16 protein-coding genes and 2 pseudogenes are annotated in these 16,751 nt (G+C 68.4%); 10 read left to right on the plus strand and 8 right to left on the minus strand.

Annotated features, from left to right (window positions below):
* The 3 genes and pseudogenes from ACTHLF_RS11100 to ACTHLF_RS11110 form a co-directional block, all read left to right on the plus strand.
* Window positions 1–377 (plus strand): annotated as a pseudogene (locus ACTHLF_RS11100) (hypothetical protein); the annotation flags it as partial.
* Window positions 378–453: 76 nt separating this feature from the next.
* On the plus strand, window positions 454–1,122 hold the full coding sequence (locus ACTHLF_RS11105; protein WP_440327404.1) for an HAD-IA family hydrolase: 669 nt from the start codon (window positions 454–456) through the stop codon (window positions 1,120–1,122).
* Window positions 1,123–1,250: 128 nt separating this feature from the next.
* Window positions 1,251–1,544 (plus strand): annotated as a pseudogene (locus tag ACTHLF_RS11110) (CDP-alcohol phosphatidyltransferase family protein); the annotation flags it as partial.
* Between the two features lie 318 nt (window positions 1,545–1,862).
* Here ACTHLF_RS11110 and ACTHLF_RS11115 read toward each other — a convergent pair.
* The 5 genes from ACTHLF_RS11115 to ACTHLF_RS11135 all read right to left on the minus strand — a co-directional run bounded on the left by ACTHLF_RS11115 (window position 1,863) and on the right by ACTHLF_RS11135 (window position 6,360).
* Window positions 1,863–3,305, minus strand: a complete 1,443-nt coding sequence (locus ACTHLF_RS11115; RefSeq protein WP_440327405.1) for a sulfite reductase subunit alpha — start codon at window positions 3,303–3,305, stop codon at window positions 1,863–1,865.
* Entirely contained in the window at window positions 3,302–4,234 is a 933-nt protein-coding gene (locus ACTHLF_RS11120) for an FAD:protein FMN transferase (RefSeq protein WP_440327419.1), read from the minus strand. Before ACTHLF_RS11120 ends, ACTHLF_RS11115 begins: the two co-directional genes overlap by 4 nt.
* Window positions 4,235–4,389: 155 nt before the next feature.
* Window positions 4,390–5,199: a DUF4198 domain-containing protein gene (locus tag ACTHLF_RS11125; protein ID WP_440327406.1), complete on the minus strand. Its 810-nt coding sequence runs from the start codon at window positions 5,197–5,199 to the stop codon at window positions 4,390–4,392.
* 13 nt (window positions 5,200–5,212) lie between these two features.
* Window positions 5,213–5,722: a DUF2271 domain-containing protein gene (locus tag ACTHLF_RS11130; RefSeq protein WP_440327407.1), complete on the minus strand. Its 510-nt coding sequence runs from the start codon at window positions 5,720–5,722 to the stop codon at window positions 5,213–5,215.
* Window positions 5,723–5,736: 14 nt separating this feature from the next.
* Window positions 5,737–6,360 carry a PepSY-associated TM helix domain-containing protein gene (locus tag ACTHLF_RS11135; RefSeq protein ID WP_440327408.1) on the minus strand — a complete coding sequence of 208 codons (624 nt, stop codon included), beginning with the start codon at window positions 6,358–6,360 and terminating at the stop codon, window positions 5,737–5,739.
* 141 nt (window positions 6,361–6,501) lie between these two features.
* On the opposite strand from ACTHLF_RS11135, the gene ACTHLF_RS11140 reads away from it, so the two are divergent.
* From ACTHLF_RS11140 to ACTHLF_RS11165, 6 genes are all read left to right on the plus strand, one after another.
* The gene (locus tag ACTHLF_RS11140) at window positions 6,502–7,176 is read left to right on the plus strand and encodes a response regulator (protein WP_440327409.1); all 675 of its coding nucleotides are present in this window, start codon (window positions 6,502–6,504) and stop codon (window positions 7,174–7,176) included.
* On the plus strand, window positions 7,169–8,584 hold the full coding sequence (locus ACTHLF_RS11145; RefSeq protein WP_440327410.1) for a sensor histidine kinase: 1,416 nt from the start codon (window positions 7,169–7,171) through the stop codon (window positions 8,582–8,584). The genes ACTHLF_RS11140 and ACTHLF_RS11145 overlap by 8 nt, the downstream gene beginning before the upstream one ends.
* 75 nt (window positions 8,585–8,659) lie before the next feature.
* On the plus strand, window positions 8,660–9,499 hold the full coding sequence (locus ACTHLF_RS11150; protein WP_440327411.1) for an alpha/beta hydrolase: 840 nt from the start codon (window positions 8,660–8,662) through the stop codon (window positions 9,497–9,499).
* A gap of 2 nt (window positions 9,500–9,501) precedes the next feature.
* Entirely contained in the window at window positions 9,502–9,861 is a 360-nt protein-coding gene (locus ACTHLF_RS11155; RefSeq protein ID WP_440327412.1) for an EamA family transporter, read from the plus strand.
* The gene (locus tag ACTHLF_RS11160; RefSeq protein WP_440327413.1) at window positions 9,858–10,259 is read left to right on the plus strand and encodes an EamA family transporter; all 402 of its coding nucleotides are present in this window, start codon (window positions 9,858–9,860) and stop codon (window positions 10,257–10,259) included. The genes ACTHLF_RS11155 and ACTHLF_RS11160 overlap by 4 nt, the downstream gene beginning before the upstream one ends.
* A complete protein-coding gene (locus tag ACTHLF_RS11165; protein WP_440327414.1) occupies window positions 10,237–11,448 on the plus strand; it encodes a DegT/DnrJ/EryC1/StrS family aminotransferase in 1,212 nt (403 codons plus the stop codon). Before ACTHLF_RS11160 ends, ACTHLF_RS11165 begins: the two co-directional genes overlap by 23 nt.
* Window positions 11,449–11,566: 118 nt before the next feature.
* On the opposite strand, the gene tsaB is transcribed toward ACTHLF_RS11165, so the two are convergent.
* From tsaB to ACTHLF_RS11180, 3 genes are all read right to left on the minus strand, one after another.
* Complete coding sequence (tsaB, locus tag ACTHLF_RS11170; RefSeq protein WP_440327415.1) at window positions 11,567–12,256, minus strand: tRNA (adenosine(37)-N6)-threonylcarbamoyltransferase complex dimerization subunit type 1 TsaB; 690 nt, start codon at window positions 12,254–12,256, stop codon at window positions 11,567–11,569.
* The gene (creD, locus tag ACTHLF_RS11175; protein ID WP_440327416.1) at window positions 12,253–13,590 is read right to left on the minus strand and encodes a cell envelope integrity protein CreD; all 1,338 of its coding nucleotides are present in this window, start codon (window positions 13,588–13,590) and stop codon (window positions 12,253–12,255) included. The genes tsaB and creD overlap by 4 nt, the downstream gene beginning before the upstream one ends.
* Before the next feature lie 223 nt (window positions 13,591–13,813).
* On the minus strand, window positions 13,814–15,727 hold the full coding sequence (locus ACTHLF_RS11180; protein WP_440327417.1) for an ATP-dependent DNA helicase: 1,914 nt from the start codon (window positions 15,725–15,727) through the stop codon (window positions 13,814–13,816).
* A 79-nt stretch (window positions 15,728–15,806) separates the two neighbouring features.
* On the opposite strand from ACTHLF_RS11180, the gene ACTHLF_RS11185 reads away from it, so the two are divergent.
* Window positions 15,807–16,751, plus strand: a 945-nt coding sequence (locus ACTHLF_RS11185) for a class I tRNA ligase family protein (RefSeq protein WP_440327418.1), incomplete at its 3' end; no start/stop codon positions are given.

Raw genomic sequence — 16,751 nt, forward strand, 5'->3', positions numbered from 1 at the left:
AGAGCTTCAAGGGCGGCCCCGCGCCGCTGCAGCAGCCGATGGATCCGAAGCGCGCCGCCGAGCTCGACCAGCGCCAGGCGATGCTCAGTGAACAGATGGCCAGGCTGTCGCAGCGCCAGAGCGAACTGGCGATTGCCGAATCGCGCTCGGGTCACGCCGGCAATCCGGAGTACGCGAAGGCACACAGCGAGATCGGCCGCGAGCAAGGTGAGATCGGCCGGCAGATGGGCGAGGTGGCGCGTGAGCGCGCCATGCATGGCCGCACCGAAGCCGAGTGGAACCGTGAGATCGCCGAGCAGGCGCGCAAGGCCAACGAGCGGGTGGAAGCGGTGATCGCCGAAGCCCTGCGCAACCATGCGCTGACCCGGGTCAACTGACGCGAGGCCCGCGCTCCGGTATCGTGAGGGGCTTACCGCACATCCTGCGGTGCCCCTTTCGCTCCCCGGAGGCAACATGCGGCTCCTACCTGGCCAGGTGCTCGAGGCCCAGGCCCTGCTCTTCGACATGGACGGCACGCTGATCGATTCGCGCGTCGTCGTCGAGAAAATCTGGAAGCGCTGGTGCGACGAAGTCGGGCTGGACTGGCACTACGTCCTGCCGCGCCTGCATGGCGTGCGCATGTACGACTCCATCAGCGAGTTCGCGCCGATGGCTGGCCAGGATGTCGACGCCGTCTACGAGCGCCTCTACCGCGAGGAAGTGGAAGACGTGGACGGCATCGTGCCGATCCCCGGCGCCCTCGAGCTCCTCGCCGCCCTTCCCCCGGATCGCTGGACCATCGTGACCTCCGCCGACCTCGTGCTGGCGAAGGCGCGGCTCGGCGCGGCGGGCATCGTGCCGCCGCCGCGCATGGTCACTGGCGAAGAAGTCGAGCGCGGCAAGCCGGCGCCGGACGCCTACCTGCTCGGCGCCGTGCGCATGGGCGCGGCCGCCCCGGCATGTGTCGTGTTCGAAGACGCGAAGGCAGGCATCGAAGCGGGCATCTCGGCGGGTGCACGGGTCCTGGCGATCGCCGGTGACCACCCTGAAGAACTCACGCCCGGGGTGGAATGGGTCACTGACCTGACCGCACTGCGCTTCGACGGTATCCACGACGGCAAGGTACGCCTGCTATGCAGCTGAAACTCCGCGCACCTTACGAAAACCTGGTCACGGCGGCGAACTTCATCACGCTCTCGTCGCTGACCTGCGCCATCCTCATCATCAGCCGCGCCTAGTCCGGCGAACTGGCCTACCTCGGCACGCTGTTCATCGCCTGCCTGGTCTGCGACGGCGCGGATGGTTTCGTCGCGCGCAAGACCGGGAAATCGAGCGACCTGGGCACGCAGCTGGATAGCCTTTCCGATGCGATAGCGTTTGGCGTGGCGCCCGTCGTCGTGGCGGATGTGTACCTGCGCTCCATCGGCGCGGAGGTGTTCCTGCCCGCGCAGATCGCCTTCTGCGCCTGCGCGGTCGTCCGCCTGGCCATGTTCAACGTCCAGAAGGACAAGTCGATCTTCCTTGGCCTGAACACGCCGTCGGCCGCGTCGCTGGTCGTGCTGCTGATCGTCATCGGACGCTACAGCGGCGCTACGTGGCCACCGGAGACCATGCAGCACGTGATCAACGCGATGCTGTTCGTGCTTGCCGCCTCGATGATCAGTCCGTTCCGCTACCTGAGCAGCAAGTCGCTCAAGCTGCGCCTGAACGCCACCACCGTCGTCATCGGTGCGATCTTCGTCATCGGCTCGATCTGGGCCTCACCGTGGTCGGTCTACGCCTATCTGGTGGTCTACGCGCTGTCAGGGCCGCTTACGGCCATCTGGCTCCTGCTGCGCCGCCTGCGCCGTCCCCGCGGCCCGCGGCGGCCGCGCGGAGGTAAATCAGTAGACGTCACGACGGTAGCGCCCCGTCGTGGCGAGCGTATCGACCATGGGCTCGCCGAGGATCTCGCGAAGCGCGGCATCCACACCGGGTGCCATGCCTGCAAGGCTGCCACACACGTAGATCGAGGCCCCATCCGCCACGTAGCGCCGCACGGCATCCGCCGCGGCACGCAGGCGTTCCTGCACATAGCGCGGGCCGCGCGAGTCGCGCGACCAGACCAGGTCCAGGCGTTCCAGATCGCCACTGTCGCGCCAGTGCTCCAGCTGATCGACATGCAGCCGATCCACCTGTTCGTGGCGTTCGCCGAACAGCACCCAGTTCCGCCGGTGTCCGCCGGCGATCCGCGCCTTCAACAGAGCTCGCAGACCCGCGATCCCCGTGCCGCTGCCAACCAGGAGCACCGGCCGGTCGTCGCCCGGAGCGTGGAACCCGGGGTTGCGACGAACGCGCAGGTCGATGGCATCGCCCTCTTCCGCCAGCGCCGTGAGCCAGCCCGATCCAGTGCCCAGCGCGCCGTCCGCGCTGCGTTGCTGGCGTACCACGAGGTGCAGCGAGCCATCGGCAGGGATGGAGGCGATGGAGTATTCGCGATGCGGCAGGACAACTGCATCGCCGCGCGCCTTGCGCGGGCCGATCTCAACGACGTCGCCGGCGTCCCAGCGCAGGTGTGCCGGATCGTCGGGCACGAGCGCCACGTGGAAACACGGCGCGCCGACGCTGCCCGGATTCAACAGCTGCCGCGCCTGCAGGCGCCAGGGCTGGTACGCGGGCCGGGACCACTCGGGCTGCTCGCCTGCGCCCGTCAGCTGGGCGACCTGCCGTTGCCAGTGGCGCAGGGCGCCATCGTCCCCGTTATCCACATCCACGCGGTCGAACGCGGGCGTGGCGCCGTGCGTGCGTAGCCAGTGATCCAGCTCGCGCCCGAAGCCGCAAAAATCATCGTAGTCACGATCGCCAAGCGCCAGCACGGCATACACCAGGTGATGCAGGTCGGGCGAGCTGCGCATGACGTCGCGCTGGAACAACGTTGCGATATCCGGGGCATCACCCTCGCCGGTCGTGCTGGCGATAAACAGGGCGCGCTGCGCCGAGGCAAGGTCGCCCAGGGATAGCGATGCGATACCGCGCAAATCGACGCTCACGCCACCCTCGCGGAGCGCCGTCGCTGTGCGCTCGGCAAGCTCGGTGGCGAACCCCGTCTGCGAGGCGTGGACCACGAGCAGGCCGCCGCGCCCATGCGTTGCCTGCGACGCGTTGCGCCGGCGTGGCCACGCGGCGGCGAGCACCCATGCCGACCAGGTCGCGAACGCGGCGCCGGCCATGGCGACGTGCGCAGGCGAACCAAGGTGCTGGCCGGAAAAGTCATGCCAGCAGGCCGCCAGCAGCGCGGCGAGCGCAAGACACGCGCCGATCGCCAGCTGGCCAGCGGTGCTTTTCATTTCACCGCCGCGGCGAATGCGGGGGACGTGCGCTCTTCGAACCTGCCATCCGCCGTGTACAGGACGAACAACACGGCAATGCCGTGTTCCTTCGCGTACGCCATGCCTTCCTCCGGCCCGAGCACGGTCATCGTCGTGCCCAGCGAATCGGCGTGCATGCAGTCGCCGGCGAGGATGCTCACCGAAGCGACCCGGTGTGCCACCGGGTTGCCGGTGCGCGGATCGATGTGGTGCGAATAGAACCTGCCACCGGATTCGAAGAAGTGCCGATAACCCCCCGAGGTGGCGATGGCCTTGTCGTCGAGCGACACGATGCGGCCGACCTCATCGACGCTGTCCACGGCCGCGCTTGCCGCACCAGGGCGTTCGATCCCCACGTGCCATGCACTGCCATCCGGCTTGCGCCCGTGGGCGCGCAACTCGCCACCTACTTCGACGAGGTACGCCTTCACACCCCGCGAATCGAGGAACCGCGCGACCTGGTCGACGCCAAAGCCCTTGGCGACGGACGACAGGTCGACGTACACGCCACCGGGCTGGAAGGCGCGGTGGTTGGCGTCATCGAGCTTGATGCGTTGCCAGCCGACCCGCGCTCGCGCAGCAGCCAGCTCCGCGGCACCGGGAGGATCGCGCGGGCGCTTGTCGGGTCCGAAGCCCCACAGGTTCACCAGCGGGCCCACGGTCGGATCGTAGGCACCGCCGGAATCCTTCGCGAGCGACAACGCGTAACGCAACACGCCGTAGAACTCGGGCGGCAACGCCTGCCATGTACCCGCCGGTGCACGGTTGAACCTGCTCAGGTCGGAGTCCGGTTCATACGTGCTCATCTGCGCGACGACGCGATCGACCTCGGCCTGGATGCCGTGTTCGATCTGCCGTTCGTCGGCGTGCGCCGGCAGTACCGCATTCACCGACCACGTCGTGCCCATCGTTTCGCCTTCGAAGCGGCGGACGTCGGTGGCGGTGGCCGAGAGGCAGACGAACCACAGCAACAGGGCGAGACCGACGTGGGAGCGCGCTTGCGCGCGATGGGTTTGGGGCGAGCACCCATCGCGCGCGAGCGCGCTCCCACACGGGTGGACGATCACTGCGGCAGCACTTCGAGCGTCGCGGTGTAGGCCACGCGGCGCTGCGTCGCTTCCTTCACCGTGGTCTTCTTGTCTTCCGTGTTCGCATTGACCCAGTACATGCCGGGGTTGGCGAAGGCGAAGGTGAAACGGCCATCCTTGTCGGTCTGCGTATCCTGCTCTTCCTGCGCGTTGCGGTAGCGCGTGGCGCCGTTGATCGCGGTGACCTTGAGGCCCGCAGCCGGCTTGCCATCGAGCAACAGCTGGAACGTGGCCTTTTCACCCGTGACGAGATCGCCAGGCTGGGTGACCGGCACGAGCTCGAGACCCTTGCCGGTCGGCTTCAGTGCGTCGCCACCCGGCTTGCCCTGGGTCACGAAAGTCTCGACGCGCGACGCCATTTCGCTGACCTGCACGTTCTTCGCATTCGCGGGGATGCCCGCCTTCAGCTCGTCGGCCTTGCCGCGCCAGCGCTTCTTCTGCCCATCCACTTCGTAGTTCGCGAACAGACCCTGGTTCACCAGCGCGATGCGGTAGGTGCCCGCTTCCTTCACCGGCAGGTCGAACGCGCTGCGCACCTTGCCGGTCCACGGGTTCTCCGGCTTCACCGGGCTGCCATCCGGCGCGGTGATCACCAGGTTATCGAGCTGGGCAGGGAAATGGTCGGGGTAGTACAGGTCGTTGGATACCGCGGCATCCACGGTCACCCACGCATCGTCGCCGGAGACCACGGTGGCCGACGGTACGAGCCACATCTTGTGCGCCTGCACGGCGAACGGCATGACCAGCGCGGCACAAAGGGCGGCGCGAACGAACAGGTGCTTCATGACATGGCTCCAGTCAGGGATTGATATCGAGGGTGATCTGGCCGAGTTCGTCCGTGCCCTTCGCGGAGAGGTGCACGGGCGACTTCGCCGGCCAGTCGAAAGCGATGCGCTGTGTCTCGTGGCCACCCACTTCGCGGGCCGCCTCGACGATCAGCTCGTAATGCCCGGGTGCGAGCGTGCCAAGCGGCGCCTTGCCGTCGGTGAAGCGCAACTGGTGCTGGCCCGCGGGGCGCGTGGCGCCCGATACGCCGTCGATCGGCATGGTCTGGTCGCGCCCGCTGCGGCGCCACCACTGGCGCATGTCCTTCAGCCACTTGGTGCCTTCGCCGCTGGCCTTTTTCACGTCGTACCAGACGGCCAGGTTGGCGGCCACGCTGTGATCCTCGCGCTCGATCCACACCGCGACGTAGGGTCGGTGGTATTCCGCGACCTTCAGGGTGGGGATCTCGACGGTGAGGTTCATGTCCGCCGCGGCGACCGGGGCGGCGAGGAAACAGAGCGCGAGTGGAAGCAGCCTACGCATGGCAATCCTTTGGGTCAGTGGATGAAGAGCAGGACGACAACCAGCGGCAGCACGAAGCCGAGCGCGACGAGCGGCCAGGTCATGCCGCGCTGGGCGGCGTGCATCTTGAGCAGGAGCAGGCCGGTGACGGCGAACACCACGCAGGCCAGGGCGAACACATCGATGAACCAGCGCCATGCCGCGCCGGTGTTGCGGCCCTTGTGCAGGTCGTTGAACCAGGCGAGCCAGCCGCGATCGGTCGATTCGTACTGCACCTCGCCGGTTTCCCGGTCGATGCTCACCCACGCATCGCCACCGGGGCGCGGCAGGGAGATGTACACCTCGTCATCACTCCAGTCGCCATCGCGGCCGGCAATATCCGCGCCTGTCTGCGCGTGCACGGCATCGGCGACGGCCGTGGCGACCGGGGCCGACTTGCGCCCGGGATCGGTGAGGCGTTGCAGCGTCGCCGGCGCCAGCGTGCCGGCATGCCGCACGACCCGGGGGGTCGCCTCGATCTGCGCGGCGTGGTTGAGGGTGAAGCCGGTGACGGAAAACATGAAAAGCACCACCAGCGAGATGGCGGAGCTGATCCAGTGCCAGCGGTGCAGGTGCTTCAGCCAGAACGCACGGCGTGTCCGGTCGACGGTATCGCTCATGCGGTGTCAGGCCCCTGTGCCAGCGTGGAAACCGGTCAATCGTAACCGCAATGCGAATCGTTCGCAATTGACAGAAAGGGGCGGGAAAGCCTGCCGCGACAGCATGCGGCCACCCCATCACGGAGCGTATGCTTGTCCACCATGCGCATACTCCTAGCCGAAGACGACGCCTCCATCGCCGCCGCCGTGCGCGCGGCCCTGCAGCAAGGCGGTCACGCCGTGGACCACGTGGCGGATGGCGCCAGTGCCGACCATGCGCTGCGCGACCATGATTACGACCTCCTCGTCCTCGACCTGGGCCTGCCCCAGCTCGATGGCAGCGATGTGCTCAGCCGCGCGCGCAAGCGTGGCGCCAGTCTTCCCGTGCTTGTGGTCACCGCCCGCGAAGGCCTGAAGGAACGCGTCCGGGTGCTCGACCTGGGCGCCGACGATTACCTGGTGAAGCCCTTTGCCCTCGCGGAATTCGAAGCCCGCGTGCGTGCCCTGCTCCGCCGACGCACCAGCCACGGTGCGCCGGAATTCCGCATCGGCCGGCTGCGCCTGGATATCCCCGGCCACCGCGCCTGGATCGGCGATACGCCGCTTGACCTCACCGCGCGTGAGTTCGGCCTGATCGAGGCGCTGGCCACCCGTGCCGACAAGGTCACCAGCCGTGCGCAGCTGGTCGAGGCGTTGTGCAACTGGGACGAGGACCTGACCGACAACGGCCTGGATATCGCCCTGCACCGCCTGCGCAAGAAGCTGCATGGCTCGGGGACCAACGTCCGCACCATCCGCGGCCTGGGTTACCTCCTCGAAGAATCGGTCGATGCCTGAACGCCGCCACGCGGCGCGCCGCCCGGCGCGCCCCAGCCTGCGCCGGCGCCTGCTCACCTTCCTGCTCGTTCCCGTGCTCGGCGTGTTGGTCGTCGATGCCGTGGTCGGGTACTTCATCGCCCTCGCCTACTCGAACCGCGTGCACGATTCCGATCTCTCCGATTCGGCGCTCACCCTGGCGGAAATGATCGGTAGCGACGCCCTGCGTGGTGAGCTGACCGCGCAGGCGCGCTTCCTCCTCGAATACGACCCGGATGGGCGCAACTACTACGAAGTGATCAGTGACCGGCACGGCCGCATCATCGGCAATGCCGAACTGGCCGTGCCCACGCGCCGCGCGGTCGATGTCGACGCACCGCCCCTGCTGTACGACACCGACCTGGGCCACAAGGCCCTGCGTGGCGCGGTCATGCGCATCGCCAACCGGCATGACCCCGGGGACACCATCACGATCAAGGTGGCTGAGAACCTGCGTGACCGCCACCAGCGCGCCCGCGAAATCCTGCTGCTGACCTTGCCGGTGGAGGCGCTGCTCATCATCGCCGTGCTCTGCCTCGTGTGGTTCGGGGTGAGCCATGGCCTGCGCGTGCTGGAACCGCTGACGACGCGCCTGAGCCGGCGCGGCCACGACTTGGGCCCGATCGGCGAGGAAGACGTGCCGGTGGAGATCCTGCCGCTGACCCGCACTATCGACGACCTGTTCGCCCGCATGCGCAACATGCTCGGACTGCAGGAGCGGTTCATCGCGGACGCCGCCCACCAGTTGCGGACGCCGCTGGCCGGGCTGCAACTGCATGTCGAGCGCGTCGCCGCGGCCGGTGATGCCGCCCAGCAACAGGATGCGCTGGCCCACATCCAGCGACTGGCTGCCCGCGCGGCGCGCACCTCGGCCCAGTTGCTCGCACTTACCCGCACCCAGTCCCCGGACCTGCCCGACCACGATGGCATGGACGTGATCGATCTCGCCCAGGTCGTCCCTGAGGCCGTGGGCATGCGCGTCCACCAGGCGCTCGCGCTTGGCGTGGACCTGGGCTACGAAGGCACCGATGGCGCATGCCCGGTGCGCGGCGATGCCCTGCAGGTCCAGGAGGTCATCGACAACCTCGTCGACAACGCCTTCCACTATGCCGGGCGCGGCCACACGGTCACCGTCTCGCTGGCGCGTGACGGCAATGACACCGTGCTGGCCGTGGACGACGACGGCCCGGGCGTCGGGGACGCGTTCCTCGACCAGCTGGGCGAGCGCTTCTTCCGGGTACCCGGGGTCGACGAGGACGGCACGGGGCTCGGCCTGGCCATCGTGGAGAGCATCGCCGAGCGCCACGCGGCGCGCGTCGGCTTCGCCCGCTCGGCCCTGGGCGGCCTGCGCGTGGAGCTGCGTTTCCCAGGCCTGCCAAGCCCGGGCTAAGCCTGCGGAAAGCTCGCTGAAACCACGGCTTGCGAGCATACCTGTCATGAAACGGCACAGGCGCGAGGCCCGGGCGTGAGCGAATCCACGGAATTCCATTTTGAAGGCGGCCGCGAGGGCGTCCTGCTCATCCACGGCCTGACCGGCACACCCACGGAAATGCGCATGCTGGGCAAGGGCCTGAACCGTGCGGGATTCACCGTGGTCGGCGTGCGCCTGGCCGGCCATTGCGGCAGTGAGGACGACCTCCTCGCGACGACCTGGCAGGACTGGTACGCCAGCGTCGAGGCCGCGGCCGAGCAGCTGCGCGGCCGGGTCGACCGGCTGTTCGTCGCCGGCCTGTCCATGGGTGCGGTCCTGGCGCTGCGCCTCGCCGCGGTGCGCCCGGATTGGGTGGATGGGGTCGGCGTGTTTGGCGCGACGTTCCGCCATGACGGCTGGTCCATCCCGTGGACCGGCCGCAATCTCTCCTTCCTCCTGCCGATGTTCAAGCGCCTCGGCATCGGCCGCCACCGCAGCTTCATGGAGCAGCCGCCCTACGGCATACGCGACGAGCGCCTGCGCGCGCAGATCAGCGCGGCCATGTTGTCGGGCGACAGCGAAGCCGCCGGCCTGCCGGGGAACCCATGGCACGCCCTGGCGGAAATGTGGTGGCTCGCGCGCGATGTCCGCCGGCGCCTCCCCGATGTGGTGGCGCCGTGTTTCATCGCGCACGCCACGGACGACGACGTAGCCAGCACGGCCAATGCCGACATGGTGGCGCGCGGCGTCCGCGGCCCGGTCGAAATGCTGTTGCTTGCCGACAGCTACCACATGATCACGATCGATCGCGAACGCCGCACGCTGATCGAACGCAGCGCGGATTTCTTCACCCGGGTCGCCCGCGACGCGCGGCCTGCGCGCATGGCGGCCTGAGCATGCACGGACTCGTCTTCAGCTTGTGGCTGGCGAACGTGTTGCTCGATACGGGCGGCCAGCTCGCGTTCAAGGCCGCGGCCGGCGACCCGCGCGCGGGCGATGGCCTCGCGCGCTGGAAGTACATGCTGGCGCGCCCGTGGATCTGGGCTGGCATCGGCTGCTACGTGCTCGAGTTCGTCGTGTGGATCGCCTTCCTTTCGCTCGTGCCCCTGTCCGAGGGCGTGCTGCTGGGTTCGATCAACATCGTCGCCATCATGATCGCGGGCCGCTTCCTGTTCCGCGAACGGCTCAGCCCGTTGCGCGTCACGGGTATCCTGCTCGTGGCGGCGGGCGTGGCCATCGTGGGGGCCGGCGCATGAAGCGCTTCTACATCGTCGGCTTCGCGCTGCTGCTCGCGTTCGATTCGCTGAACCTCGTCTGCTTCAAGCTCGCGGGGAACCACGCGCTGCCTGTCGAGATGAGCACGGCATGGCTGGCTCGGGTGTTTTCGCATCCGTGGATCTACGGGGCGATCACCGGCTACATCGGTGCGTTCGTGACCTGGATGAGCCTGCTGAAACACGCCCCCATCGGGCCGGCGTTCGCGGCGTCGCACCTCGAAGTGGTCAGCGTGATGGTGCTCTCGTACTGGGTGTTCAGCGAACCGGTCACGCCGGCGCAGATCGTGGGTGCGCTGGCGATCGTGGCGGGCATCCTCTGTCTCGCGTTCGCCGAGGGCGACGAAGGTGCCAGCGATGTGGTTCCGGCCTCAACGTGAAGCCCCGCCCACGGCGGGCCTGCCCCTGGGCTTCGCGGACATGGGCGGCGACATCCCTGCACCGCTGACGGCACTCGCCGCGCAATGGCTGGGCGTGGAAGAGGCGCAGCTGGAGTGCTCGGGCACGGCGGCGCTTACCGTCGCCCTCACCGGACTGGCCGAGCACGCGCGCACGCGGCGCGAGGTCGCCATCCCCGCGTTCACCTGCCCCCTGGTCCCCCTCGCGATCCGCCGCGCCGGGCTGGAGCCGGTGCTGGTCGATCTTCGCCCCGGCCATTTCGACATGGATCCGGAACGGCTGGCCGCCGCCTGCGGCGAGCGGACGCTCGCCATCGTGCCGACGCATCTCGGCGGCCGCACGGCGGACGTCGCATCGGCGCGTGCGGTCGCCGACGCGACGGGTGCCTGGGTGGTTGAGGATGCCGCGCAGGCTTTGGGCGCGCGCATCGATGGCCGCGCCGCCGGCACGCATGGCGATGTGGGCTTCTACAGCCTCGCCGCGGGCAAGGGCCTTTCGATCTTCGAGGGTGGCCTGCTGGTGGCGCGCGACGAAGCACTACGCGACAGCTTCCGCCGCGCGGCGCGGCGGATCGCACGCTGGCATCCCGGCTGGGAAGCGCGCCGCGCGCTGGAGCTGGCAGGTTACGCCGCCTTCTATCGCCCGCGCGGCCTCGGCATGGCGTATGGCCACCCGCTGCGCCGGGCCCCGCGCCGTGGCGACCTGCTGGGCGCGGCAGGCGAGCACTTCGACCTGGATTTCCCGTTGCACCGCGTAGGTCGCTGGCGGCAAGCCGTCGGTGCGCGCGCGTTCCACCGCCTGCCGCATTTCATCGAGACCACCACGGCACAGGCCCGTGCCCGCGTGCCGGCGCTCGCCTCGATCCCTGGTGTCCACGTATTCACCGATGAGGGCGGCACCTGGCCTTACCTGATGCTGCTGTTGCCCGACGAAGCCACCCGCGATGCGGTGTTGCAGCGGCTATGGGCCTCGCGCCACGGCGTAGCGCGGATGTTCGTGCATGCGCTGTCGGATTATCCGTACCTCGGCACGATGGCTGGCGGTGACTATATTCCCAATGCGCGCGACTTCGCCGCGCGGACGCTCACCGTGACGAACAGCCCGTGGCTGGACGATGCATCGTTTGAGCACGTGTGCGCGGTGATCGAAGCCACGGTGGTTTCCCGGTAATCGCTACCGGTAGGAGCCCACCCTGTGGGCGACATCTCTCGCGATGAACCAGCACAGCCCGTGGCGTTTTCGCGAACAGCGTCGCCCACAGGGTGGGCTCCTACGGTAGATCGCAGGGTCAGGCCTTGCCCTGCTCCACCAGCGTAAGCGCGACCTTGTCGCGCAGGTATACCGGCAGCGCGAGTTCGGGGGCGACGGCTTCGCCCTGCCGGAATCGCTTCGCGGCCACTTCCGCGATGTGCCTGGCCTGCGGGAACCGCGCGCCGTCCGCCGAGCGAACCGGCGCCGGGATGCGTTCACGCAGCACCGCTTCGTACGTGGCCCAGCCCGTGCCGACGACATGCCACGCGGTGGCTTCCGGGACGATCAGCGCCGCTGCCGTATCCACGCGTTCGCGGTCGATCAGGCTCACGCCACCGTCATCGTCACGGCGCCAGGCCGCGACGTAGATTTCGCCCATGCGTGCGTCGATGACGGAAAGGATCGCCGCGTCGTCCTCGGGCGCTTCCAGCGCCAGCGCTTCGAGCGAGGACACCGTAACGACGGGCACATCGAGCGCCATGGCCATGCCCTGGGCCAGTGAGACACCCAGGCGGACGCCGGTGAACGCACCCGGCCCACGGCCTACGGCGATGCCCTGCAGGGCGTTGCGCGAGAGGCCTGCTTCGGCGAGCAGCGCGTCGGCCATCGGCAGCACCAGTTCGGCGTGCCGGCGCGGCGCGATTTCGCTGCGCTCGATCACTTCGTCGCCGTGGACCAGTGCGACGGAGCAGGCTTCGGTAGAGGTTTCGATGGCGAGGAAGTTCATGGCGTTTCCGTCTGGCTGTTGAACGGCACCCCGTAGGCGTACCAGTCGATCCGGCGCGTGAGATACATGAGTAGCGCGATAACGGCAACCAGTACCACAGAGCCGATCAGCAGCGCGTACTGTTCGGCGCCGATCAGGCCATACAGTATGGCGTAAACCAGGGCCAGCACGCCTCCGAGCACCAGCCCGGCACCCCGGGCGCGGAGCACTGCCGCCGCGTAGCCACCGACGATAAGCACGACCGTGGTGGCCGCGACCACGTAGGCGACCCCGAAGCCGATCTGCTCGGACAAGGCCAGCAGCAGCACGTAGAAGCTGGCCATGGCCGCGCCCACGAGCAGGTATTGCACGGGATGGAGACGCAGGCCCTTCAGCACCTCGAACAGGAAGAACGCGACGAACGTCAGCGCAATGAACAGCAGGCCGTATTTGCCCGCGCGATCGTTCTGCTGGTAGACGCTGCCGGGCTTGACCAGCTTTACGCCGAACGACGATGCGGCGAGGCGCGCGTTCACGTCGGTACTGGCGGCGTCCCAATGCTGGCCATACGAGCGGTTGAGGTCCATGACCTGCCAGGTAGCATCGAAGCCTTTGGCGCTGACCGAGCGGCGGCCGGGCAATATGGCGCCCGCGAAACTCGGGTCGGGCCACGCGGAGCGCAGTTGCAGGGTGCTCGCGCGGGCCAGCGGGAGCGCCGAGAACGATTCGGTGCCGGCGATGCGCAGTGTCAGCGCGAAGTCGATGGGCGTGGCGCGCGCCGGATCCACCGGGAAGGCGGCCGTCAGGACGCTGTAGCCGCCCATCGTGGCGGCCGAGGATGCCAGGCGTATCGGATGCCCGTCGACCGTGGCCGATGTGATCCCCTGCAAACCGCGCGTATCGGCGATGAGCAGGCGCAATTCCGCCTTGCCCGTATCGAGCGCCGTGCCGCTCTCTGCACCAGCGCTGGCCACGTCTTCCACGAGGAAACGGCCACGAATCGTCACGTCGCTCGTGTAGACCGGCACCTCGTACATGCCACTGCTGCGCCGCTCGACGGCCAGGTCGGCCGTGGTGGTCATTTCGTCGGCAAGTACGATGTGCGTCGTGTCCTGCACGCTGACCACGCGGCCGGTGCTGTCGCGCACCTCGCTGCGAGCCGGCATGGCGAGCATGAAGCCGCCGACGGTCTGCGGGCCGCCCCACCCGGAGGCGACACGCGCCACGGCGGATGTGCGCATGGCCTCGCGCTCACGGACGATGCCGTCGGCCTGCTTGAGCGGGATCAGCATTAACAGCGCGAGTACGCCGATGCCAAGCACCTTGGCGGTAATGGATTGCGTCCAGCGAAACATGGTGGGTCCTCCCCCAGGCGTAGGTGGGGAGGATGCTCGCCCCCGGGGCGGCACGTGCCGGGCGCGGGGTGAGGCAAAGCGGAGACCACGAAGGGCAAAACCCTGCCGTAGGAGCCCACCCTGTGGGCGTCGTCTTTCGCGATAGGGCTCTGGGCCCCGTGGCGTTGTGGCGAACGACGTCGCCCACAGGGTGGGCTCCTACGGATGCCTCGCGGCGGTTATGTCAGGTGGCCGTAAAGAACGCCGTGACATCGGCGAGTTCGCGCGTACGCGGCATCGGCGGGAGGCTGGCGAGGAACAGGCGGCCGTAGCCCTTCGTGGTGAGGCGTGGGTCGCACAGGACCAGCACGCCGCGGTCGTGCACATCGCGGATCAGCCGGCCCGCGCCCTGCTTCAGCGCGATGACCGCGGTCGGGACCTGCCAGCCCATGAACGGGTTGATACCGGATTCCTCCAGTGCCTCGAGCCGGGCCTGGAGCACAGGATCGTCGGGCATGGCGAACGGCAGCTTGTCGATTACCACCACGCTGAGTGCGTCGCCGGCCACGTCCACCCCTTCCCAGAAGCTGGCCGCACCCAGCAGCACGCCGCGGCCGCTCAGGCGAAACTCCTCGAGCAGGCGGTGGCGTGGCGCCGTGCCCTGCACGAACAGCGGCCAGGGCACCCGGCCCTCCAGCAACTCCGCCGCGCGGCGCAGCGCACGGTGCGAGGTGAACAGCAGGAACGCACGGCCATCGGACGCCTCGAGCACGGGCAGGATGGCGGCGACGACCTTGTCCGTGTGGTCGCGCGCCGACGGATCCGGCAGATCCTTCGGCAGGTAAGCGAGCGCCTGGCGTGCGTAATCGAAGGGGCTCTCCACGTGCAGCGTGCGCGGATCCTCGAGCCCCAGCTGGCGCGCGAAATGCTGGAAATCGCCAGCGATCGACAGGGTCGCCGAGGTGTGGATCCACGCCGCGTTCGTCGCCATGCGCATCGCGCGGAGCGGCGAGGCGAGGTCGAGCGGCGTGGCGTGCAACGCGAAGCCGCGCGGCCAGGTTTCGTACCAGCGCACATCCGAGGCCGAGTGCTCCTCGGCGATGCGGTCGAGCCGCAGGCTGAGCATCTGCGCGCGCTCGTGGACATTGGCCAGGCCACGCGACCGCTCGCCCAGGCCGGCCAGGAGGTCGGCCATCGCCGCGACTACGTCGCGCAACTCGCCGATCAGCTCATGCGTGCCCGCGTCCCGCTCCAGCGCGCCGAACGGCCCGCGAGTGGGCAACGGATCCATGGCCAGGCGCAGGCGCTTCACCAGGTCCTGCACGACCTCCACCGGCTCCAGCAGCTGGCTCGTGGCACCGGTGACGCCCTGTGCCTCGGCGAGTGCATCCTGGCCGAGGTCGACCAGCTGGCGCGAGCCGATGCTCTGGGAAAAGAACTGGCCGGCCAGCTCGGGAATCTGGTGGGCCTCGTCGAGGATGAACGCATCCGCGCCGGGCAGGATCTCGCCAAAACCCTCCTGCTTGAGTGCCAGGTCGGCCATGAGCAGGTGGTGGTTAACGACCACCACGTCGGCCTCCATGGCCTCGCGCCGGGCCTTCACGACATGGCAGTCCTCGAAAAACCGGCACTCGCTGCCCAGGCAGTTCTCCGGGGTGGAGGTCACCCGCGGCCAGACCGGGGAATCTTCGGGGATATCGGCCATTTCCATCCGGTCGCCCCGCCGGGTGCGGGCCGACCACGCCCGGATGCTGGAAAGCTGGGTGGCCAGCTGGCGGTCCGGGTTGCCCTCACGCACGGCCTGGTCGAGCCGGTACAGGCACAGGTAGTTCGCGCGCCCCTTGAGCAGGCTGACCTTCGCCCGGCTGCCCAGCACGTGGTGCACGCGCGGGAGATCGCGGAAGAACAGCTGGTCCTGCAGGGCCTTGGTACCGGTTGAAACGATGACTTTCCGGCCCGATTCCAGGGCGGGAACCAGGTAGGCGAAGGTCTTGCCGGTGCCGGTGCCGGCCTCGGCGATCAGGACGTCGCGCTCCTCGATGGCCCCGGCCACGGCGGCCGCCATGCGCTGCTGGGCCTCGCGTGGCGCGAATCCCGGTACTTCACGGGCGAACGGGCCCTCCGCGCCAAGGATCGCGGCCACTTCGTGTTCAGTCATCCGGCCAGTATCGCCTACAATGAACCTATTTTCGCCTGTCAATCAGCTCGCCTACAGGGCGCGCGCCGGGAACCTACGCATGGACAAGAGTTTCGAGCCCAGCCTGATCGAATCGAAGTGGTACGCCCAGTGGGAAGCCAACGGCTACTTCAAGCCGTCCGGCAAGGGCACGCCCTACACGATCATGCTGCCGCCGCCCAACGTCACGGGCACGCTGCACATGGGCCATGCGTTCCAGCACACGATCATGGATACGCTGGTCCGCTACCACCGCATGCGCGGCTACGACACGCTGTGGCAGCTCGGCACCGACCACGCCGGCATCGCCACGGAAATGGTGGTGACCCGCCAGCTCAACGCCGAAGGCAAGCAGCGCGCCGATTTCACGCGCGATGCCTTCATCGAACGCGTGTGGGAGTGGAAGCACCAGTCCGGCGGCACCATCGGCCGCCAGATGCGCCGCATGGGCGTCTCGGGCGACTGGAGCCGTGAGGTTTTCACCATGGACCCGCGCCCGTCGAAGGCCGTCGTCGAAACCTTCTTCCGCCTCCACCAGGAAGGCCTGATCTACCGTGGCCAGAAGCTGGTCAACTGGGATCCGGTGCTGAAGACCGCGGTCTCCGACCTGGAGGTGGTGAGCGAGGAAGAAGACGGCTCGATGTGGTCGATCCGCTACCCGCTGGCCGACGGCTCGGGCGAGCTGATCGTCGCGACCACGCGCCCGGAGACCATGCTGGGCGACGTCGCCGTGGCCGTGCACCCGGAAGATGAGCGCTATGCGCACCTGATCGGCCGCATGCTCGCCCTGCCCCTCTCCGACCGGCAGATCCCGATCATTGCCGATGAGTACGTCGAGAAGGATTTCGGCACCGGCTGCGTGAAGATCACCCCGGCGCACGATTTCAACGACTACGCGATCGGCCAGCGCCACAACCTGCCGATGATCAACATCCTCACCGACGAGGCGGCGATCAACGACGCCGCGCCGGCGAAGTACCGCGGCATGGATCGTTACGTCGCGCGC

Source organism: Luteibacter sp. (genome assembly GCF_051958795.1).
Lineage (GTDB): Bacteria > Pseudomonadota > Gammaproteobacteria > Xanthomonadales > Rhodanobacteraceae > Luteibacter.